Source organism: Chryseobacterium sp. CY350 (genome assembly GCF_027945075.1).
In the GTDB taxonomy this organism is placed as follows: domain Bacteria; phylum Bacteroidota; class Bacteroidia; order Flavobacteriales; family Weeksellaceae; genus Chryseobacterium.
This window is the reverse complement of the sequence record NZ_CP116034.1, coordinates 3,456,378-3,478,636: the sequence shown is the minus strand read 5'-3', so window position 1 is coordinate 3,478,636 and position 22,259 is coordinate 3,456,378. Positions and strand designations below refer to the sequence as shown.

At 34.4% G+C, this 22,259-nt stretch carries 22 protein-coding genes; 3 read left to right on the top strand and 19 right to left on the bottom strand.

Annotation, left to right across the window (positions count from 1 at the left end; translation table 11 throughout):
* From PGH12_RS16275 to PGH12_RS16245, 7 genes are all read right to left on the bottom strand, one after another.
* Complete coding sequence (locus tag PGH12_RS16275) at window positions 1-2,658, bottom strand: MGH1-like glycoside hydrolase domain-containing protein (RefSeq protein WP_267598532.1); 2,658 nt, start codon at window positions 2,656-2,658, stop codon at window positions 1-3.
* 159 nt (window positions 2,659-2,817) lie between these two features.
* Window positions 2,818-3,627 (bottom strand): glucose 1-dehydrogenase, encoded by an 810-nt coding sequence (locus PGH12_RS16270; protein ID WP_267598531.1) that lies wholly within the window; start codon window positions 3,625-3,627, stop codon window positions 2,818-2,820.
* A 71-nt stretch (window positions 3,628-3,698) separates the two neighbouring features.
* Window positions 3,699-4,181: a GNAT family N-acetyltransferase gene (locus PGH12_RS16265; protein ID WP_267598530.1), complete on the bottom strand. Its 483-nt coding sequence runs from the start codon at window positions 4,179-4,181 to the stop codon at window positions 3,699-3,701.
* 3 nt (window positions 4,182-4,184) lie between these two features.
* Window positions 4,185-4,811 (bottom strand): DUF1684 domain-containing protein, encoded by a 627-nt coding sequence (locus PGH12_RS16260; protein WP_267598529.1) that lies wholly within the window; start codon window positions 4,809-4,811, stop codon window positions 4,185-4,187.
* On the bottom strand, window positions 4,812-5,210 hold the full coding sequence (locus PGH12_RS16255) for a hypothetical protein (protein WP_267598528.1): 399 nt from the start codon (window positions 5,208-5,210) through the stop codon (window positions 4,812-4,814).
* A gap of 96 nt (window positions 5,211-5,306) precedes the next feature.
* Window positions 5,307-6,812, bottom strand: coding sequence for a malate dehydrogenase (quinone) (gene mqo / locus PGH12_RS16250; RefSeq protein WP_267598527.1), 1,506 nt, complete (start codon window positions 6,810-6,812; stop codon window positions 5,307-5,309).
* A gap of 368 nt (window positions 6,813-7,180) precedes the next feature.
* Complete coding sequence (locus PGH12_RS16245) at window positions 7,181-8,221, bottom strand: NAD(P)H-dependent glycerol-3-phosphate dehydrogenase (RefSeq protein WP_267598526.1); 1,041 nt, start codon at window positions 8,219-8,221, stop codon at window positions 7,181-7,183.
* Window positions 8,222-8,439: 218 nt separating this feature from the next.
* On the opposite strand from PGH12_RS16245, the gene PGH12_RS16240 reads away from it, so the two are divergent.
* A complete protein-coding gene (locus tag PGH12_RS16240) occupies window positions 8,440-9,462 on the top strand; it encodes a M23 family metallopeptidase (protein ID WP_267598525.1) in 1,023 nt (340 codons plus the stop codon).
* 69 nt (window positions 9,463-9,531) lie between these two features.
* Here the strand turns inward: PGH12_RS16240 and PGH12_RS16235 are convergent, their stop codons facing one another.
* The 5 genes from PGH12_RS16235 to PGH12_RS16215 all read right to left on the bottom strand — a co-directional run bounded on the left by PGH12_RS16235 (window position 9,532) and on the right by PGH12_RS16215 (window position 13,399).
* Window positions 9,532-10,185: an NAD(P)-dependent oxidoreductase gene (locus tag PGH12_RS16235; RefSeq protein ID WP_267598524.1), complete on the bottom strand. Its 654-nt coding sequence runs from the start codon at window positions 10,183-10,185 to the stop codon at window positions 9,532-9,534.
* Between the two features lie 57 nt (window positions 10,186-10,242).
* A complete protein-coding gene (locus PGH12_RS16230; protein WP_267598523.1) occupies window positions 10,243-10,653 on the bottom strand; it encodes an Rrf2 family transcriptional regulator in 411 nt (136 codons plus the stop codon).
* A gap of 87 nt (window positions 10,654-10,740) precedes the next feature.
* Window positions 10,741-12,150: a serine hydrolase domain-containing protein gene (locus tag PGH12_RS16225; RefSeq protein WP_267598522.1), complete on the bottom strand. Its 1,410-nt coding sequence runs from the start codon at window positions 12,148-12,150 to the stop codon at window positions 10,741-10,743.
* A 140-nt stretch (window positions 12,151-12,290) separates the two neighbouring features.
* On the bottom strand, window positions 12,291-12,860 hold the full coding sequence (locus PGH12_RS16220; protein WP_267598521.1) for a helix-turn-helix domain-containing protein: 570 nt from the start codon (window positions 12,858-12,860) through the stop codon (window positions 12,291-12,293).
* A 104-nt stretch (window positions 12,861-12,964) separates the two neighbouring features.
* Entirely contained in the window at window positions 12,965-13,399 is a 435-nt protein-coding gene (locus tag PGH12_RS16215) for an FKBP-type peptidyl-prolyl cis-trans isomerase (protein ID WP_267598520.1), read from the bottom strand.
* A gap of 163 nt (window positions 13,400-13,562) precedes the next feature.
* Here PGH12_RS16215 and PGH12_RS16210 point away from each other — a divergent pair, with 163 nt between their 5' ends.
* A complete protein-coding gene (locus PGH12_RS16210) occupies window positions 13,563-14,564 on the top strand; it encodes a catalase family protein (protein ID WP_267598519.1) in 1,002 nt (333 codons plus the stop codon).
* A 102-nt stretch (window positions 14,565-14,666) separates the two neighbouring features.
* Here the strand turns inward: PGH12_RS16210 and PGH12_RS16205 are convergent, their stop codons facing one another.
* The 7 genes from PGH12_RS16205 to PGH12_RS16175 form a co-directional block, all read right to left on the bottom strand.
* The gene (locus PGH12_RS16205; protein WP_267598518.1) at window positions 14,667-15,701 is read right to left on the bottom strand and encodes a TerC/Alx family metal homeostasis membrane protein; all 1,035 of its coding nucleotides are present in this window, start codon (window positions 15,699-15,701) and stop codon (window positions 14,667-14,669) included.
* Window positions 15,702-15,809: 108 nt separating this feature from the next.
* Window positions 15,810-16,421 carry a TerD family protein gene (locus PGH12_RS16200; RefSeq protein WP_267598517.1) on the bottom strand — a complete coding sequence of 204 codons (612 nt, stop codon included), beginning with the start codon at window positions 16,419-16,421 and terminating at the stop codon, window positions 15,810-15,812.
* A gap of 179 nt (window positions 16,422-16,600) precedes the next feature.
* On the bottom strand, window positions 16,601-17,545 hold the full coding sequence (locus PGH12_RS16195; RefSeq protein ID WP_267598516.1) for a hypothetical protein: 945 nt from the start codon (window positions 17,543-17,545) through the stop codon (window positions 16,601-16,603).
* 14 nt (window positions 17,546-17,559) lie between these two features.
* Window positions 17,560-18,726, bottom strand: a complete 1,167-nt coding sequence (locus tag PGH12_RS16190) for a toxic anion resistance protein (RefSeq protein WP_267598515.1) — start codon at window positions 18,724-18,726, stop codon at window positions 17,560-17,562.
* A 6-nt stretch (window positions 18,727-18,732) separates the two neighbouring features.
* A complete protein-coding gene (locus PGH12_RS16185; RefSeq protein ID WP_267598514.1) occupies window positions 18,733-19,287 on the bottom strand; it encodes a TerD family protein in 555 nt (184 codons plus the stop codon).
* Window positions 19,277-20,101, bottom strand: a complete 825-nt coding sequence (locus PGH12_RS16180; protein WP_267598513.1) for a phosphoribosyltransferase family protein — start codon at window positions 20,099-20,101, stop codon at window positions 19,277-19,279. Before PGH12_RS16180 ends, PGH12_RS16185 begins: the two co-directional genes overlap by 11 nt.
* A gap of 1 nt (window position 20,102) precedes the next feature.
* Window positions 20,103-20,777 carry an HAD family hydrolase gene (locus PGH12_RS16175; RefSeq protein ID WP_267598512.1) on the bottom strand — a complete coding sequence of 225 codons (675 nt, stop codon included), beginning with the start codon at window positions 20,775-20,777 and terminating at the stop codon, window positions 20,103-20,105.
* A gap of 1,052 nt (window positions 20,778-21,829) precedes the next feature.
* Here PGH12_RS16175 and PGH12_RS16170 point away from each other — a divergent pair.
* Complete coding sequence (locus tag PGH12_RS16170) at window positions 21,830-22,249, top strand: transposase (protein ID WP_267598511.1); 420 nt, start codon at window positions 21,830-21,832, stop codon at window positions 22,247-22,249.
* Window positions 22,250-22,259 lie beyond the last annotated feature (10 nt).

Genomic DNA, 22,259 nt, shown 5'->3' with positions numbered 1-22,259 from the left:
TTACTTTCCGGAAATATCTGATGTTCTGGTTTCAGATTTTAGTGATTGTTTTTCCGCCGGTTCAGGCTGCAGAAGTTTGGCAATTAATCCCGTCCAGCCGGTTTGATGAGAAGCTCCCACTCCACGGCCGTTATCACCATGAAAATATTCATAAAAAAGAATATAATCTTTAAAATCGGGATCTGTCTGGAACTGCGGATACTGATTATTAAATGGTCTGTTCCCATTCTTATCTTTAAGAAATATGTTGGATAATCTTTTTCCCAACGACTCCGCAATTTCTTCAAGATTAGAATAATTTCCGCTTCCCGTAGGATATTCCACCACAAAATCCGGACTGTAATAGAAGAAAAACTTCTGCAGACTTTCAATAATTAAAAAATTAATCGGAAACCAGATTGGTCCGCGCCAGTTGCTGTTTCCTCCGAAAAGTGAGCCGTCGCTTTCTGCTGGAGTATATTTCACAGAATAATCTGTTCCGTTTAAATGTAATTGATAAGGATTTTCTTCATATTCTTTCGACAATCCCCTGATTCCATAATCACTTAGAAACTCGCTGGGATTCAGCATCCTGTATAATAATCTCTTTAAACGGTGACCACGGAGCAGCGACAATAAATGTTTTGATTTCTCACCTTTTATTTCCCAATGAGAGACCAGTGCAGCCAGCTCGGGTTTATTTTCGAGAATCCAATTCATTCTGTTTTTAAAATTGGGTAATTTTTCAATCATTTCATCATCAATGACCTCAACGGCAAACATCGGAATCAGTCCTACAATCGTTCTCATTCTTAGATACATATTGTTCTTATCATTCGAAGAAATCGCATCGTAGAAAAATTCATCCTGCTCATCCCAAAGGCTGAAACATTCTTCCCCCATATTATCAAGAGAATGCGCAATCGAAAGAAAATGTTCGAAAAACTTGGTCGCCATTTCTTCGTAAATTTTATTGTACTGCGCCAATTCTAACGCAATTCTCATCATATTAAGAGCAAACATTGCCATCCAGCTTGTTCCATCCGCCTGTTCCAGTCGTTCTCCGTTTGGCAGCGGTGTATTCCGGTCAAAAATTCCGATGTTATCGAGTCCCAAAAATCCACCTTCAAAAATGTTATTTCCGTTGCTGTCTTTTTTGTTCACCCACCAAGTGAAATTCATTAGAAGTTTCTGAAATGCACTTTCGAGAAATGCCAGATCAGGTTTTCCACGCATCTGTTCATCTATTTTAAATACTCTGAAAACTGCCCACGCGTGTACCGGCGGATTGACGTCGCTAAAATCCCATTCATATGCAGGAAGTTGACCATTGGGATGCATATACCATTCAAAAAGAAAAAGTTTAAGTTGCTGCTTTGAAAATTCAGGGTCAATCAGTGAAAAACTGATGGTGTGAAAAGCCAGATCCCAGGTTGCGTACCAAGGATATTCCCACTTATCGGGCATAGATATGATATGCGAATTGTTCAGATGCGTCCATTCGTAATTCCTGATTTTCTCCCTGGATTTGGGAACATTCATCTGGGAAGGATCACCTTTCAGCCATTTTTCTACATTGTAATGATAAAACATTTTGTTCCAGAGCATTCCTGCAAAAGCCTGTCTCTGAACCAATTTTTCATCATCAGAAGTAATTTCCTTTTGAATTTCAGCATAAAAATCATCCGACTCTTGTACTCTATTATTAAAAATTTCATTAAAATCTTTAAAAGGCTGTTTCAAGTCTTTATCACTGATTCTTAATTCAAAGATTTTGGTTTCTTTAGCTTTAAAGTTTTCGTCTATAAAAAATGATGCCTTAGTTCCGATATCTTTCGGATTAACTGTTGAAGAATCTCCTGTGATGACGAAATTATTGATTCCGTCTTTTGGATATTTTGAATTATTTGCTGATTGATATAGCTTTTCATTATTAGTTTCATTATCGCAGAATAAAGTCTTTGAAGACTGTTTTGCATAAATGTTTTTAATTTCTAAATCTTTATGGTTAACCTTAATATGGGTCGCTTCTTCAGACTGAAGGTTTGGTTTATAATCCTCATAACCCCAATTCCACGTATTTCTAAACCATACCGTCGGCAAAATAATTAAAGGAGATTCAGATTCGGATTTATTAGTAATCGTAATTTTAACTAAAATATCATTCTGACTTTCTTTGGCATATTCAATGAAAATATCAAAATATTTGTTTTTATTAAAAATTCCTGTATCAATTAATTCATATTCCGTCTCTTCTTTGCTTCTTTCCGCATTTGTATTTATTAAATCTTCGTAAGGAAAAGCATTCTGAGGATATTTATATAGCATTTTCATGTAAGAATGCGTGGGCGTCGCATCCAGATAATAGAAATATTCTTTTACATCTTCACCGTGATTTCCCTGTCCGTTTGAAAGACCAAAGAACCGTTCTTTTACAATTTTGTCTTTCTTATTCCAAAAACCGACAGAAAAAACGAGTTTCTGGTCATCATCACAAATTCCGCAAATGCCTTCCTCGCCCCACCTGTATGTTTTAGATTCTGCAATGTCGTGGTTGGTATAGTTCCACGCATCACCATCTGCGCTATAATCTTCTCGCACCAATCCCCATTCACGATTGCTTACATAAGAGCCCCATTTTTTCCATGAAACATCTGATAATCTTTCTTTTTCTGTCATAATTGATTGATGAATTTGAGAATGAACGGCGAATTTGCTTCGCAATTAATTGTCAATTTGAATAGTGAATTTAACTTTTAATTTGAAATAATTATTGAAAAAATTGAAAAACGAAGTGACTCACCATTGACAATTCAACCTTTACAACTGCTATACTCATCATCCTCCTGTAGAAAAGCTTTCAAAAGTGGTCATTCCGCCGTCAACAAATATACTCGCGCCGGAAATATAATCTGCCAGATCGCTTGCAAGAAAAGCCGCCAGATTTCCAATATCTTTTGGCTGACCGATTCTATTATAAGGAATTAGTTTCAGCAAAGAATTGAGTGCATCCGGAGTACTCCATGCGTCTTTATTGATCGGTGTCTGTATTGCTCCGGGGCAAATAGAATTTACACGGATCTTATCTGCACCATATTCCTGTGCCAATGTCTGCATCAGCATTCTTATTGCACCTTTACTAGCAGCATAATTGGCGTGACCTGCCCAGGGAATAACTTCATGAACAGAACTTATATGAATGATTTTTCCGCAGGCCAAAGATCGCGAAGTATCGATACCGCGGCGAAGAAATTCTTTGATGGCTTCTCTGGCGCATAAAAACTGACCGGTGAGATTAACGCCCATTACAGCATTCCAGTCATCAAGCGTCATTTCTGTAAACTTTGCGTCTTTCTGAATCCCGGCATTATTGACCAAAATATCAACCGTTCCGAATTTTCCAATGACATCCTGAAACATCTTGACAACTTCATCTTCTTTTGAAACATCACACTGATAAGTTATTCCGTTTCCTCCGGCATCTGTAATTTCCTTTAAAACTTCTTTAGCATTTTCTGATGATCTTTCGGATGAGTGATTCACAATGACTGTTGCGCCGGCTTCTGCTATTGATTTTGCAATGCCGATGCCGATGCCGCTTGATGCGCCTGTGATGATGGCTACCTGATTTTTAAGCGATACTTCCATTTTAAATTTTTATAGTTCTTAATTTCATTGAAAGTATCACGCCAAAGTAGACATTTAGATTTTAAATTATACTAAAGCTTTTTAAACAGTAAAAACTGAGGTCCGCTTCTGCCTTCTCGCGTTTTACCGTCAAATTTATATCCGCTGTCGGTATACAATTGAAAAGCTGCGGTATTTTTTTCGTTAACAGCTAAAACAATCTCGTTACAGTCTGAAAAATGCTCTTCAATGAAATTATCAACTATAGCCATTGAAGATTTTCCGATTCCTCTTCCCTGCAATTCTGGATTTACAGATAACGAACGCAGCAAAACAGAATCCGGATTTTCTGTAAGGTCATATTTATCATCGCCGAAATCGAGTACAAAAAACCCGGCAACTTTTTCTTCAAAAAATATGGTTATTGGATAAGCAAAAAAATCTTCTTTTTGATTTCTCTCTTCAATTTTTTCTAATGCCTGCTTTGCAGTTGCGGTATACTGCGACTGAATCTCGTCCAGAACATAATCTAGTTCGGGAAGATCTTCGGGCTGGTAAAATTTTAATTCAGTCATAATTTAATGATGATAAATATCTTCATACATCACTCCTGCTCGTATTTCAGCAGCAAGTTTATTTTCTTCAGGAACGATCGGGCAATTGTAGTCGTATGCATTGTAAGCGCAAAAAGGCTGATACGACTGGTTAAAATCTAATACAATGGTATTTCCCTCCGGAATTTTCAAATCCATATATTTTCCACCGCCGTACGTTTCTCTGTTGTTGGTTTTGTCACGAAAAGGAAGAAAAAGATAGTCTTTATATTCTTCTTTTTTCATTAAATCTAAACTTTGGTAAATCGTCAAGCTGTGCGACTTACCATCTAAATCAAAACTCGCTTTCCCAAATTCCTGATACGATTTCAATTTTCCGGAAGATGTGGGAAGATCAAAAGGTTGCGGATTTTCAGTTTTCCTGAATTTTGCGGTAACTCTGTATTTTAAGTCTATCGGAAAGAAAGGATGCTTTTTAAATTTAGCAAAATTATCATCTCTCAAAGGTGTTTCTTTTGGATCTAAATATTCTTTGTTTAAATCTGACTGAAACTTTTTAATTTCCTGAATCTCCTTCGACTGCTGTTTATTTTTCTGAGAAAACACAAGCAGAGGAAATAGCAAAAGTAAAAATAAGATATGCTTTTTCATTTACTCTTCTGAGATTTTAATTCTGTAAATATCTGATCCGTTTCTCTTAATAGAATTCACGAAAAAACCGCCTTCTTCGGGAATAACTTCTTTAAAATCGAAGCTTGTACAATCTTTCGGAAGACCCGAAAAAACTAAAGTAAACCAAAAATCTTTCATAAATGGAACTACCGTCCAGTTCGGATAAATCGTAATATTTTCAGCATGAATCAGTTTGCTTTTGTGACTTGAATGATTATCAAGAAGGTACGTGGTATTCCAGATTCTGATCAGATTTCCCAAAAACGGTGATGCCGGAAAACAGCAATGCACGATCACCTGTTTCTCTTCCTCAATTTTGGTCTGAAGAGATTCCAGTAATTCTTTTGCGATGATGGGTTTTACGACTACTTCCTCCATGGTTGATGGGTAATGATAATTGGTGATAAGTAATTGGCAACGAGAAATAAAAAATTCCGTCAAATTACATATTACTCACCACCCATTACTGATATTTTAATATTTGAGTTCTAATTTTTCTTTGCTGTACGCTCTTACTTTTTCGGTAAGTTCAGGATTTTCGGCTAATTTTTGTCCATATGAAGGAATCATTTCTAAAAGTTTTTCTTTCCATTCACCGTTAATTTTCTCACGGAAACATTTTTCCAGGACATTCACCATTGCATAAACTGCCGTAGAAGCTCCAGGAGACGCACCTAACAAAGAAGCAATTGTTCCCTGTTTATTGACTACGACCTCGGTTCCGAATTCCAATTTTCCGCCAAGTTGATCATCTTTTTTAATCACCTGTACCCGCTGCCCGGCAACTTTCAGTTCCCAGTCTTCTTCTTTCGCATCTTTTACAAACTCTCTTAAATGCTGAATTCTCTGCGCTTTTGTCATCGCAACCTGTTGTACAAGATATTTCGTCAGCGGAATATTATGCCACCAAGCTCCGAAAAGCGATTTTATATTTTTTGTGTTGACACTTGCCGGTAAATCAAGATAATTTCCTTCTTTTAAAAATTTAGTTGAAAATCCTGCAAACGGTCCGAATAACAATGCTTTTTTACCATCGATAATCCTTAAATCTAAATGCGGAACAGACATTGGCGGCGCATCTACCGTTGCCTGAGTATAAACTTTTGCCTGATGTTTTTCTACTAATTCAGGATTGTGCGTAACCAGCCATTCTCCTGAAACCGGGAAGCCTCCGTAACCTTCACTCTCCTTGATATCTGAACTTTCCAATAACGGTAAAGCATAACCGCCCGCACCGATAAAAACAAAATCTGCAACAACTTCCTGCTTGTGACTGTGAATCCTGTCTTTCACTTTCATTTCCCACTTTCCGTCGCTTCTGGGATCAATATCTTTAACCTCGTGGTAAAGAAATACCTCAACGTTTGAATCTTCTAATAAATGTCTTCCCATTTTTCTGGTTAAACTTCCGAAATTTACATCGGTTCCCAAATCCATTTTTGTGGCTGCGAGAACTTCTGCATTATTTCGTTTGCTCATCACCAAAGGAATCCATTCTCTTAACTGATCGTGATCCGTCGAGAATTTCATAGCAGAAAACAACGGCGAATCTTTCATCGCTTCATGGCGTTTTTTAAGATATTCAGCATCTTTTTCACCAAATACCAAACTCATATGCGCACAAGTGTTGATAAAATCTGTGGGCGTCGAAATGTATTTTTTATCAATAAGATAAGACCAGAATTGTTTGGAAATCTCGAACTGCTCGGCGATTTTCTCAGCTTTAGAAATATCTATTGTTCCGTCTTCATTTTCTGGTGTATAATTCAATTCGCAGAAAGCTGAATGTCCGGTTCCTGCATTATTCCACGCGGCAGTGCTTTCTTTGGCAAATCTTCCTAATCTTTCGAAGATTGCTATATTTAAATTCGGGTCAAATTCATGAAGTAAAGTTGCTAAAGTGGCGCTCATAATTCCGCCTCCGATTAAAACAACATCATATTTTGGTTTTGGTGTTCTGCTTAAAATTGTATTTGGCATACGTTGAAATTTACTACGAATTTCGGGAAAAGTTTTTTATTAAATGGGTGTTTAATGATTTTTAACATTGATATTTTCAGTTCGGAAATTTAACTTTTAATCATTTAGATTTGTTAATTTTAGATTTGTTTTCTCGCAGATTTTGGAGATTTTTTCACCAAGGACTATATTTTAAAATGATTAATAGGATGATCTGTTCTCTATCGCAAAGGCAGACAAAGTTTTTTTTAATTTAGTTGTACATAATTTAAGACAGACTAAGCCGCTTCGTTTATTGAAGTAAGACGATGGATTAATTTATTGATTACTAGACATAAAAAAACATCAGCAAATAAATTACTGATGTTCCTTTATGCTTTTGTTAAAACTTAATTCAGTTTTGCAGTTAGTTTTTTGAATTGCTTTTCTGCATTTTTGCCTTCATATAAAATCGCATAAATCGTGTCAATGATTGGTAATTCAAGATTTTTCTGTCTAGCCGTTTTATAAATAGAATCTGCTGCATAATATCCTTCTGCCACCATGTTCATCGACTGAATGGCTGATTTCACTGTATATCCTTTTCCGATGAGGTTTCCTAAATTTCTGTTTCTTGAGAATAATGAATATGCCGTTACAAGCAAATCTCCCAAATATGCGCTTTCGTTGACATCTCTCGGAGCTTCGTAGATTGCTTCAAGGAAGGTTTCCATTTCACGGATCGCGTTGGACACAAAAACTGCGGTAAAGTTGTCTCCGTAGCCTAAACCGCTTGCAATACCTGCTCCGATCGCGAAAATATTTTTAAGAATTGCGCTGTATTCGTTTCCTAAAATATCTTTGCTGGAATTGACTTTTATAAAGTCTGAATTAAAAATTCCCACTAATTTATCTGAAGTTTCGTCTTCCACAGTCGCCACCGTAAGATAAGAAAGTCTTTCCATCGCTACTTCTTCTGCGTGACAGGGTCCTGCAATAACTGCCTGATTTCTGAAACCAATCTGAAATTCTTCTTTAAGATAATGCGCCACGACATCATTCACTTTTGGAATAATCCCTTTAATCGCAGAAACAAAAATTTTGTCCTTGTACTCACACGTCATTTTATCCATCGTATCTGACAAATAAATAGACGGAGTTGCCAAAACCACCACATCGCAAGCAGAAACAAGTTCGTTAATATCAGTAGTAAGCTTTAAATTTTTAAGATTAAAATTAACAGCTGTAAGATATGTTGGGTTGTGACCACGAAGTTCAATAGCACCTTTCACAAATTCGCTTCTTACGCACCAATGCACTGTTTTACAGTTTTCTACGAGCATTTTCACGATCGCTGTTGCAAAACTTCCACTTCCTACGACACCTACGGAAATATCCTTTTTAGTCTTTTTCGGGTTTGAAGATTCTGAAATTGATTTCTTTTTTGCCATAATTAAAGTCTGAATTGCAAATATATTAAAACAAAGAAATAAGAGAGGTTATAAATCTCATAATCCTTAATCCTATAAAATTAACATTCTCACACAATTAAATCAAAAAAATTCCGTTAAATATAGAATATTTCAGAATTTAACTTAAAATAATTCTTAAAATTTATTTTTAACTAAATTTGCACCCTTAAAACGGTATTTAATTCTAAGAAAGAAAAATGAAGAGATTTTTAGGAAGCAAAAAGAAAGTAAACATCCTGATAGCAGGACTGTTAATGATCGTTTTTGCACAAAGTATTTTTATTGCTAAATTGTATTCTGGTAAAGATGATAAAAATTATGAAGTCAATCTGGTAAAAATAAATACAGAAAAAGACAGCGTAGATTATTTGAAAATGAAAACAGATCTGGGTTTGGTCGACCAAACGGTAGGACAGCTTAATTCGTTTTTAAAATCTAAAGACATTAAGAGCGAAAAATTGATGATTCTTGATAACGACAGTATATCAAACTCAATTTATCTTGCAAAACAATCCAACAGATATAGCCAATATTTGATGGATCTTCAGAAAAAACTGCAGCAGGTTCCTTTGGGAATGCCTACTGAGGGTTATATTTCATCAAATTTCGGAATCAGAAAAAATCCTATTCCGTTCAAAACGGTATATGCTTCTGTAAAACCAACCGCAAGTGCAAAACCGACAACAGTTGCAGCCAGCCCGAAACCTGAAGTAAAAGCTGAACCATACGAGAAAATTCTTGAATTAACCGACAGTTACGGTAACAAGCGCGAAGTAAAAGTGATGGTGACGCCAAAAGCGAAAACCGAACCAGTAGCTTCTGTGCCTTCCACTTCTCCTCAATCTGCTGTTGCTGTTGCATCAAAAACTCCGGTTGAGAAAAACAATCCGCCTGCTGAAGCTGATCAAATGCAGTATCACAAAGGTCTGGACATCGCCGTTCCTTTTGGATCAGATGTTATCGCAACCGCTGCGGGAACCGTTATCTTTTCAGGACAAAAAGGAGGTTACGGAAATTGTGTGATCGTTTCTCACGGAAATGGTTTGGCAACACTCTACGGACATTTATCAAAATTGGTTGCAAAGACAAATGATAAAGTAAAAGTGGGGCAAGTAATCGCAAAATCAGGCAATTCCGGTCGTTCTACAGGTCCGCATTTGCATTATGAGGTTCACAAAAACAATACTCCGGTAAATCCGAAGTTGTTTATGAATTTGTAACATTTTAATCAATAAAAATAGTTTCGGGGCCTTTGGTGCCCCGAAACTTTATATAAATCAAGAAAAAAATTAGTAAGCAGCTGTAAAACGCTCACGAATATGGTTGTTTTGTTCTAATTCGTCTACCAAAGCTACAGCAACATCTTCTACAGAGAGAATACTTCTTCCATTCTCATCAAAAACAGGCGATTCTAAAGATGTTCTGTATTTCCCTGTTCTCACGCCTGTTGTTCCCTGATGCATTTCGATTGCGGGGCTGAAAAACGTCCAGTCTAAAATATTGTTTTGTTTAATTATATTTAAGTAATCTCTTGCCGCTGTTGCTCCCGGTTTAATATCTGCAGGAAAATCTGGGTCATCAACCAATTGATTTCCGTCGATAAATAAACTTCCTGCTCCGCCAACGGTAATAAATCTTTTAACGCCAGATTGCTCTACCGCTTTTTCGATATTTTTACTTCCGTTCAAAAAATCATCATAAAGATTTGGGTTCGTCCATCCAGGATTGAAAGTGTTGATTACCGCATCATTACCCTCAAGAACTTTTGCAAACTCTTCCACATTATTTACATCTGCACTAATGGCTTTTACATTGTCTTTGGCCTCGACTTTAGAGCCGTCTCTAGCGATGGCATTAACTTCGTATCCTCTGTTAGATAATTCATTAACGACTTGTTTTCCTACGAAACCTGTGGCTCCGATTACTGCTACTTTTTTGTTCATAATATTTATATTTAAATTAATTGTAATAATTTTTGTTACATTTTAGGTGAAAAAATTTTAATCGAATTGATCTGTGAATTCCTGAAGAGATTTGTCTCCTAAAAAATTTTTCACCAGAAGATCCGTTTGCTGAAAAAGAATCGAAAGGTGATTGTTGATCTCCTTTCCTACCGGACAAGCGGGATTCGGTTTTTGATTTTTTTTGCCTAAAACTTCATTATTTTTAACCGCTTCGTAGATTTCAGAAATTTTAATTTCATCCGCACTTTTCGACAATTTTGTTCCACCATCTTTTCCTAATCTACTCGTAATTAATCCAGCTTCCCGCAATTCGCTCAGTTCTTTCCGAACGATAACAGGATTTACATTAATGCTTCCGGCGATCCAGTCAGAAGTGAGCCACTCCTGAGAAAATTTTGCGAGTAAAGTCATAATATGTATCGCTGTTGCAAATCTTGTATTCCCCATAATGATGATACAAAGGTAACAAATATTTTAATTGTAACAAAATTAATTACATTTAAAAATTTTAACTGCAATTAATTTTATCAGAATTCATTTAGTTTCAATCTCAACAATCTTCCTTCCGACATCACCAAGGTATCGGTTCATAATCGTCTCATAAATTTTATAACCATCGTCAACATTGGTGAAAATCACTAAACCCTGTTTGGTTTTCGGTAAAATAATGGCAATAGTGTTAACACCTTTATCTGAACCGCCGTGTGAGAGAGCAATCTCGTTATTTCCCAGATCATAAATTTCAAAACCAAGTCCGAAATACTTATTTTCTTTTGTTTTAACTTGTTTCGTTTTCATTTCTTCGAAAACCGCCTTTGACAAAAGATCATTATTCATGATGGAAATTAAAAATTTGCTGTAATCTTCAACAGAAGTCATCAAATCATCTGCTGCATTTGCGGTTCTATTTTTAACAATATCATATAATTTCCGCTCTCTATCGTAGCCGACTACGATCTTTGATTCCACTTTTTCATTCCATATGTAACTTGTGCTATTCATATTTAATGGTTGGAAAATCATTTCTTTAGCTAAATCTTCCAGACTTTTATGAAATTTACTTTCGAGAGCTTTTCGCAGATATTCAAAACCTTCACCGGAGTATTGATATTTTTTTCCCGGCTCAAAATCGAAACTCAGCTTTTTATCTTTAGCCATCGTTCTCCAATTCGGGAAACCTGTCTGATGACTTAAAATCATCCTTGTAGTTAATTTTTTATGTCTAGAATCTTTTGCAATATCAGGATCTACCCAATATTTTTCGATCGGTTCGTCAAGATTCCATTTTCCTAAGCTCACCAAGCGTAAGACCGTCATTGCAGTGACTGGTTTGGTTAGAGAAGCTACATTAAAAAGACTATTATAAGGCGCCGTCGTTTTGCCATCTAATGTTCCGTAAACTTTTATTTGTACCAATTTTCCATCCTCAATGATTCCTAATCCTAATGTTGGAATGTTGTTGTTTTCGAGTAATTGTTCAAGATTATCTTCAACTTCCAACTTGCCGGGATCGCCGTGATCGTAACTCAGAACGTCGCTCATCAACCAATTTTCGTCCTTTTTTGTCCAGACTGAAGTAAATTTTGCCTGTCCGCCCAAAACATCTTTTTTATTTTTTTCGCGAATGTAAAACTGATGTTCTCCCGTTTGAATTGCACCGTACAAATTACCGTTATTGTAGAGTGGAAAAACTTCAAGGCTGCTTACAATGACTTTACGAATTGGTTTTTGATTAGGATTCGAACAAATATTTTGTTTTGTTCGTTCCATAAATAATTTCTTGTCCTGAAAACCACCATTATCGTGATAAAATTTAAGATTTTCATCAATCGTTTTTTCCAAATATGCCATGTCGCAGTTATTAAAACCACGTTCAAAGAAAAGACTGTCCTGTTTTTTTAGTTCTAAAAATAAAGGTGAATTTTTATCGATTTGGCATTTCATATTTCCAAAGAAAAAGAAGAGAATGAATATGCTGAAGTAGAATCTTTTTGTCATTGATTAATTTTTGACAAAGATTCTGAAATTATTGAAATCAACTTAAAAAAGCAGCCCGACAAAAACCCGACAATCGATTGTCAGATTCATATAATATTGAAATTCAGTTTATAATAAAGGATTTTTCTTTTATCGATTTCGTAAGCATTTCTCAAAATAATATAAATATTGGACACCGTCAATATAATCATTGTGATCATTACAGATGGTGAGCCGAGTTTTAAAACGGCAACAATCAGAAAGATAATTGGTGAAATTATAGCTAAAAATATCTGAAGCGAAATTATCTGCTTTACCATTTCAGATTTCTCTTTTGTGAAAAGCATAATCAACAAAGGCGGCAAAAAATTGACAATCGGAAACCATGCAAAAGGAATTGAGGAAAGATTAATCATTTTAATTAAAGTGTAATTCAGAACGTCATTTTTTTCAGCTGTTGGAAGAGAATTTTCAACAAAAATTTCCTGCTGAAGTTCCAGCTTTAATAAATCTTTTTCGGAAATGTCGAGAGTAGCAGCCAAAGTTTTCAGCGTATAACCTTTTGGATCTGTTCCTGCCTCAATGCGCTGAATGGTTCTCACTGAAATGCCTGACTGTGCGGCAAGTTCTTCCTGAGTAAGATTTTTCAGTTCTCTGATTTTTTTTAATTCCGACATTTTTAAAGATTTCAAGAAATAAATTTAATGATTTCATTTGCTTTAATTAAATAAAAAAATTACCCGAAAAACAGGTAATTTTATTTTTTAACATAAAGTTGATATTATTTGATATCCAACAATTCTACCTGAAAAACAAGTGTGCTGTTTGGCCCTATTTCTTTGCTGATCTGTTGATCGCCATACGCTAAATGCGGCGGAATAATCAATCTCCATTTGCTTCCCACAGGCATTAGCTGAAGAGCTTCCGTCCAGCCCTTGATCACTTTATTCAATGGAAATGAAGCCGGAGTTCCTCTTTTTACAGAACTGTCAAAAACTTTTCCACCAATTGTCGTCCCGTGATAATGGCATTTTACCATAGATTTCGGTCCCGGTTTTGGCCCATCGCCTTCTACCATGATTTCGTACTGCAATCCGCTTGGCAACTGTACCACGCTTTCTCTTTTACCGTACTCCATCATATATTCCTGACCGTTTTTCAGATTTTTTTCGGCTTGTTCTTTTTTACGTTTAAATAACAAATCTGCTACTCCCATAATTTTTTTTTTTACAAAGATAAGGTTTTGAATTGGGAAGAAAAAGACAGGGAGCTGAAGTTAAGATTTCATACTAAAGATGCATGGTAAAAATTTAAACAAGTTTAATATTCTCTTAACGTAGAAATAAAAACTTGGCGTTATACTTGATTTTTGAAAATATATGCCCAATCCTTTAAAATATAATAAGAACTTTGAAAAGCTTTCCTACGAAGAAAGACAGCTTTTTGAGGAAAATAAAAAAAGCATCGCCGATTTTGTGGAACAATCATCAACTTTAAGTGATGTCAATTATGCGACAAGAAACGCGCATGCAAAAACGTACGCTGTTTTGAAAGGAGAGTTCGTCATCAACCCGGAAATGCGGTCGGACCTGCTTTATTTATTCGATAAAGAAAAATATAACGTCATCATACGGCTTTCTAATGCACATTTAAAGATTACTGGAAATAAGAAAGAAATTCCTGCATACGGATTTTCAATTAAAATAAAAGATGATGCAGATCGTACCATTGCCAATTATCCTTTGGTGAATTTCCCGCTTTTTCCTATCGACTCAGTTTCAAAGTTTTTAAAGCTATTCACCGCTATCAATCGATTTTTTACGAAAAAATGGGGAAATACATTTCAATTAATTAGACAGGTTTATCAGGTTTTACCGAATATTTTGAAATTATCATTTCTAATAAAAAGCTGGGAACTCTTTATGAAAAGAAATAATTTTTTCCTGTCTTTTGATTATCATTCTGTGGGCGCTTATCGGTTAGGAGATCATATGATTAAAATAAAAATGATTCCGCAAAATATTGAGAAAAATTTTGGCAGAAAACAAACAACAAAAGAAGCGATTGAAAATTTTTGCTTAAAGGAAACTTATGTTGCGGATGTGATGATTCAGTTCTGTTATGATTTAAAAGATCAGCCTATTAATATTTTAAGCAAAGAATGGAAAAATTCACCTCTGATCAAAATTGGCGAAGTAAGAATCGGGAAAAATTCTTTTGTTACGCCTAATACTTGTGATAATGAATTGCTTTCATTTAACCCTTTTGAAAGTGCTGAAATTTTTCAGCCAGTCGGTAAAATTCAAAAATTAAGAGAAGAAGCGTATAAAGTTTCACTTCAAACTAGGAAAAAAATCAATAAACTGCTGAAATATAAGTAGTGTACATGTTGCGTTTTCACAGTAACAGAACGGTTTACTTCATTCTTAAAAGGTTTAAATAAAAAAGGCTTCACAAATTGTAAAGCCTTTAATTATTGATTATTATTCGATTGTCTCTTTATCTTCCTTTTTATCCGGGAACATGATTGAAAGTAAAACCGAGATGACCAGCACGCCGCCGACAATTCCTAAGGAAACCGGTGACGAGATATGATACCACGGAGCGATCAACATTTTAACACCGATAAACGCTAAGATAATTGCTAAACCATAAGGCAGTTTGCTGAACATATGAATGAAGTTTGCCAATAGGAAATAGAGTGATCTTAATCCTAAAATCGCAAAAATATTCGATGTATACAAGATAAAAGGATCATTAGAGATCGCAAAAATCGCCGGTATAGAATCTACCGCAAACAATACGTCTGTAAACTCGATCACAGCAACAACAACCAAAAGAGGTGTCGCCATCTTGATTCCGTTTTGTACGGTGAAGAATTTATCACCATCATAATTATCAGAAACTTTCCAAAAGCTTTTGATCAATTTTGCTCCGGCTGTATCTCCGTAGTTTTCATTATCATCATCGCCATCATCGCCCCAAGACTTAATTCCTGCATAGATCAAGAATAATCCGAAAAGCGTCATCACGACATTGATTTTAACGGTGTGGCCTAAAATTTCCATTTCTGGTAAATAAGTCAGTTCGATCAATTCCACTCCTGCAAAAATAAAGATTGCTCTGAAGATCAGTGCTCCAATAATTCCCCAGAATAAAACTTTATGGTGAAGGAATTTTGGCACTTTAAAGAAACCAAAAACCAAGATAAATACAAATAAATTATCTACCGAAAGTGCTTTCTCTATCCAGTAAGCCGCCTGATATTGTGTAAATTTCTCTACAGCTACAGCGTGACTTCCTGCCGTACCGTCTGTATTGAAAACCCAATACACAACGCCGGAAAAAACCATTGAAAGAGAGATCCATACTATAGACCAAATCGTTGCTTCTTTTGAGGAAACCTCATGACTTTTCTTATTGAAAACTCCTAAATCCAGAAGCAGCATGATGACTACTGTTACTGCAAATCCCCACACCAAACCAGGGTGAAGATCTAAAATGTTGTGTTGTTCCACTTTATAAAAATGTTATTATATGATAAAAAGCAATAGTTGTAAAGATACAGCTATTGCTTAATTTTTAAGTCTAAAATTTTATAATTTCAGAAGTCTTTTATGTAAATCTTACAAATATTTTTGCTTAACTGTTTCAATCGTCTGCTCTAGTTTTCTGTCGGCCGTAGGATCTCCGATTGCGTTGAATTTCCATTCGTTGTTTCTCTTGTAGAAAACTCCCATTACCATTGCAACATGACCGCTGAAAGATTTGTCGTTGGCAATGTCATATTTAGCAAAAACTTCTCTTACGTTTGTTGGAGTACCTTCGTAGATACGGATTGATGCAAAAGGAATTGTTCCGAAATCCTGACCTTTGTAGCTGTTTAAAACCAAAGCAACATGCTCTACAGCAGAATCTAAAGCAGAAAAATCTATAGTAATAACTTCATTATCCAAGCCGTCGTCTCCGCTCACATCACCTGTTAAATCATCTCCACTATGCTTTACAGAACCGTTTTTAGATTTTAAATTCCCAAAATAGATTACTTCTGTTGCATTTTTGTTTGTATCATACAAAATACAGCTTCCGTCTAAATCTACTGCTTCTTTTGAAACACCACCAAAGAAGCTTTTCTTCTCGATTGCGCCCCAGTTTATTCCGACACAAGCCTGGGAAAGCGCTGTTCCGTTTTCTTTTGTAAGGTTTATTCTCTGACCTTTTTGTAAGTTAATTGCCATATTTATTTTTTTGTTTTAGTTATATTTTGATCTTTATTTTATTGCTAAAATTTATTTTAACGCAAAGTCAGCAAAGATTTTTTTAAAACTTTTCTTTATATTTTTCTCTTCCGCAAAGGCGTTCCACTCAGCAAAGGAAATTTCTCATATTCAAAGTATTTTATACTTTCTACTTTAAATCAATTGTTTAAATTTAAATTCAGCATTGCCCGAAGGATATTTGTTTCTTCGTTGACATCAAATATTTTGCTCATGATATCTACGTTTTCCAGGTTTCGCTGATAATCTTTTAAAACCGCATCTACACCTTCCGGTAACTTTCTTTTATTTTCATGAATCGTTTCTTCCAGCTGCTCATTTTTTCTTTTAAGCTGATTCATAACTGAAGCCTGATTCGATTCATTTTCAGAAGTGTCAAGAGAAGATAATTCGTCATCAATTAAATACAATCTTCTTTCTTCCACATTAAAAATAAAATGTTCATTCGACTGAAAAATCTTAAATAATTCATATTCATTACGCTCAATTCTGTATCCACATACAAAGCGAACTTTAAAATTCTGGATATTTAGCTTGCCTAATAACTTCCTCTCAATCGAATAATCCTGATATTGATACGACGGAACATGACCAATTTTCAATTTTGCTTCGTCTGCTTCTGTTCTGTAGAATTCTACTGCATATTTTTTGTGAAAATATAAAACGTCATTCCAATTTAAGGTAAATTTATCTTCGGTGAGATCTTTATACAGTTTTCTTAAATGTTCAGAAAAAACTCCGCTGTAAAATTTCCGGTCTGTTTCAAAATTATCTATCTTTTTTTCCTCAAAAGCATCAATATACTGATTATTGATATTAATTTCGTTGATCACCGCCAGAAGATCATTTTCTTTTTTCTTTTTAATCTTCGTCAGCAGTTCTATCAGACTGTCAGTATATTGCAAATGAAAAAGCTCGAGCTTGTTGTAATCTAAAGTCTTGTTTTCTTCGAATAGTTTATGAATAATATCTGTTTTTATGTAAACTGATATGATGTCAATATTTTCAAAAAAATTAGAGAGAAGTTTAAGCTTTGTTAATCTTCTTCTGCTTTGAGACATTATGATTGCAACTTCATCACTCACCCTTTTGCACTATTTTATCCTCTGATGTTTGCTTTTAATTCCGATTCTAAAGTCTGAAGATCCTGATCTAGTTTTCTTCTGCTTTCTGTACCCTGTTTCTGAATTTGTTTTACCTCGTTCAAAGTATTGATCAACATGGCAGTCGTTTCTTTCAGTGTTTCTGCCGATACAATCGTCTGCTCGTTGGCTTTTGCTACGTTGATCGAATTCTGACCCAGACGTTCTGCATTTTTTCTCAAAATCTCTTCTGTCGTAGAAGATACTTTTTGCTGAACTTCAATATTTTGCTGCTGTCTGTGCATTGCAACGGCCAACGAAAGCTGATTTTTCCAAACCGGTAACGTTGTAGTTAAGATCGTCTGCGCTTTTTCAGCAATAGAAACGTTGTTGTTTTGTACCAGTCTGATCTGCGGAAGTGACTGCATCATAATCAAACGCACCACTTTTAAATCTGCTAATCTTCTGTCTAATCTATTAATGAAATCTCTTTTGTCTGCAATCTGATAATCTGCGAAATTCTGAACATTGGTTTCCATTTCAGCTAGCTCAACCGCTGCTTTTTCCATTCTTAGATTTCCGGCAATTACAAGATCTTCAATTGCTTTAATCGAATTGACATTGCTGTCGAAAATCGTCTGTAAAACCGCATTATCTTTGGTAGAAGTAATAATTCCTGCATTTACTTTATGAGAAATCTGATCGATATTGCTGGTAATTTTGTCGTATTTGGCAAAAAGATTATCAACCTGAGTCAGCATCTTTTTCATGAAAGGAAGTCTGCTCAGAAAACCTTTTACACCACCGTTATTAATTTCATCAACGTCTACATAATTTAACTCAACTAATAAATTGTTGATTAGTTCTCCTACCTCACCTGAGTTTGATCTTCTTACATTCCCAAGAAAACTGTCACTCTGGTTTGCTAAAGTTTTCTGCAGATCTGAACCGAAATTTACGATAGAACCAGGATTTGTCTCATCAATAGAATTTGCCAGAAGTTCGTACTTTTGGCGTTCTTCATTTTTGATCTGACTTAAATTTACATTTCCGTCTCTGTCTACCAAAACTGCAGGAGCCGAACTTTGCGTTGGCTGTGAAGGAGCATTCGGAGTTGGCTCAAATGTTTTTAAAGGTTCTATCGATCCCAGCGGATCTATATTTTGGTTATCCTGATTATCCATAATTGATTATTGATACATTGATACAAATTTCTCAAGTCCGTCTCTCTGACCTGCACCTACAGCTTCAAATTTCCATTCTCCGTTTCTGTTGTAGATTCTTCCGAATTCTACTGCTGTTTCGATAGAAAAATCTTCGTCTAATTCATATTTTAAAATTTCCTCGTTGGTATCTGTATTAAAAATTCTGATAAAAGAATTTCTTACTTGTCCGAAATTCTGTCTTCTTGTATCGGCATCATGAATGGTTACTACAACGGTTATTTCTTTCACAGCAGCATCAATTTTAGTTAGATCAATTTTAATCTGCTCATCGTCTCCGTCACCGTCGCCCGTCAAATTATCACCTGAGTGAATCACCGCTTTATCAGGAGATTCCAAATTATTATAAAAAATAAAATGATTCTCAGATACCAGTTTTTTGTTATCATCCAGCAGAAAAAGAGATGCATCCAAATCAAATGCTCCACCAGTCGATGTATTATTGGTATCCCAACCCAAACCGATCGTGAATTTAGGTGCGTTTATATTTTCTCTTTGTCCTTTTTGTAAGTTAATAGCCATAATTAAGTTCTGTTTGTGTTAAAGTGTTTATGTTAGTTTCGTATTCTTTTATTAAATGATAATTGTTACTTATTGCCAACTCGAGAAGATGATCCATCTGCTCTTTTTTTATTTTAGACGTAAGATAATCAAAATTACTTGATTCCAGACCTAAAATATATTTTACAATTCTGGTGTTAAACTGAAAACTTGGCTTCAACATCACTTCTGTAACATCTTCTACATTTTTCACCGAGTGATAATTAAAATAATTTTCAATTTTGGGATCAATATCAAGATTCATCAATTCAGCATAATACATGAATAGAAAATCTGCCTTTACATCAAATTCATCCAAAATTTTATTGACTGTAAATTCATGACTTCCGGTGATTTTTATATCGTCTATAAAAATACAGAGTTTTCCTCTCAGAAAATCTTTGTCAAGATAATAAGTATCGTTCCCGATTAAATTCTTACGGTCTTCAAAACTTAAAGTTCCGTAATCGGTTGTATAGGTGTGATTTCTATTGATTTTCGATAAAATACTCGACTTTTTTCCCTTCTGAAAAAGATAAAAATCAAGTTGTTTCTTAAAGTAAAAACACAGAAAATTAGAAGCCGTAGGAATTGCCATGTAGGGACTCGGCAATACGAGAATCTCTTTATCTGTATCTAAAATTTCGCCATGATGAGCAATAAAGCCCTGAAATAATTCTTTGGCAAATTTCTCTGCATATGACTTATCACCATATTTGAAATAACTGTATTCAGCAGGTGAAAACGTAAATTCGTCCGCCGAATGAATATGATGCAAACTGTATCTTTTGTTCATATTATATTGTGTGTTTTAGTAAATGTGCGTTGAAACCGAAATCTTTGGCTCCTTTATAATCTGCAATCGGATTATCACCAATGTGCAAAATATGATTCATTTGTAAATCCTGATTTTTAATTAAATTTTTCACTTCCTGAAAGACCAGCGGATTGGGTTTAGAAATCTTCAGTTCATCAGAATAAATATGGAAATCTATATACTGATCAAGATTTTCGTGTATCAGGAATTTTCTCATGGTTTTTCCTTTAATAAAACCTGTGTTACTGAGAATATTAATGGTTTTTCCCTGGTTTTTGATTTCGTCAAAAAAGTCATGTAAATTTTCGAAAATGATAACCGGTCTGTATTCCAGAAATAAGTCTTCACTTTTTTGGTAAAATTTGTTGAGTTTGTCTTTATTCAAATTTTTTAAATCAATTTCTAAAGAATTTAGAATCAAGAGATAAATCTCGAAAGTATCCACATTTCCGCCAATCACTTCATTGATCGTATTGCAAAGATCGTCGTAATATTTTACAACTTTTGCAACTTCACCAATCGGTTTATCAACTTCAAAAAAAGAAGAAAACAGCTCAACTCTTTTGGTTTTAAATTCTGGATGAGATTTTATTAAAGTGAGCCAAAGATCAAAAGAAAAATGTGAATGATTTTGGATGTCGATATCTGTTTTCAAAATGATTTAAGTTAAATTAGTTTTTAGCTTTATTGAAAAAGATCTATTAATTGATCATATATTTTAAATCAATCGTGTTTGAATTTTTCAATTCTACCCAAAGATAAAATTTTTATCATTATACCAAAATAGAGACCATTTTTTTTATGAAACTTTATGATTTTTTAGTGAAAAACAATGTGTTGAATTTGTTTTTTAATAAAATTGAGCACAGAGTTATTACAATTCGTAATCATATGTATTGATGTTTTTTGTATTTTAATTTTACTAAACTAAAAATTGGAAAACAAAGCATTAATTTGACAAACTTTAGATGAGGAGAAATGGCAGATTCAGAATTGATTTCACATTAAAAGAAAAAAGATAAAGTGCAGGAAATTTTTGAAGAATTTACAAAATAAAGATAATAAATATTAATACTCTTTAAGGCTCAAGAAAGATATGAATTGACATAATTGAAATAGCTCAGCAGCAAAATCAAGCTTATGGATTGTTAAATGGCATCCTTTTGGTAATATGTTTCCCAAATTAAAGCTTATAAACTTACATTATTTGGCACATTTAATTAAAATAAACAGTTCATTTTGAATTTTCACATATATGAGAATTTGCAAATGATCATTCGATAACATAAATTAGTTATGACTGGTAAATTATTAAAAACAAATAATGCTTTTTATAAGCAATTTTTATGTAATTTTGAAGAGTAATTTAGTATAATTAATAATTATATAATAAACAATCTTATTACTGCATTAATTCGTATATGATATGATTGCCTGCTCACAAAATTTAATTTTTTTTATTAATTATAAGAATATTGCCGCATATCTTAGAACCCCTCGTCTATGATGTGTAAAAAATGAGCGATTAAAAGATTTTACAGCTAAAATATATCTTAAGAGATTAGCTTTAACTATTTAATTACTGTTTCATTTTTACCAAATCTATTCTTGTAGATTTCTGTGAAGTTTCACAATTTTTTTAAACACACAAATGCTTATCAGTTACTGATTATTGAAAAATATTTAAAAATAAATTTTTATTGATAAATGTTATACAAAGTAATAAATATAGGCCAGGCTATAAAGCAACTTGTAGATCAAAAAGAGATCACAATCGAAAGGATCTGCAATTTTTTAAATAAAGATGAAGATTTTGTAAACAGTGTTTACGAAAGCAAGTCTATCGATACAGACATTCTTCTAAGATGGTCTAAACTTTTGGAGTACGATTTTTTCAGATTATACAGTTCTCACCTGATTCTCTATGCTCCACCTGCCGCAGTGAACAAAACGAATCAAAAATCGGATAAGACACCACAATTCAGAAAAAATATCTATACTCAGGAGATCAAAGATTTTATTATAAAAAAGATTGATTCTGGAGAAATGACGCAGGCAGATGTGATCAAAGAGTACTCAATACCGAAAAGCACACTTCATCGTTGGCTTCAAAAAAAGCAACAATAATCACCAAATC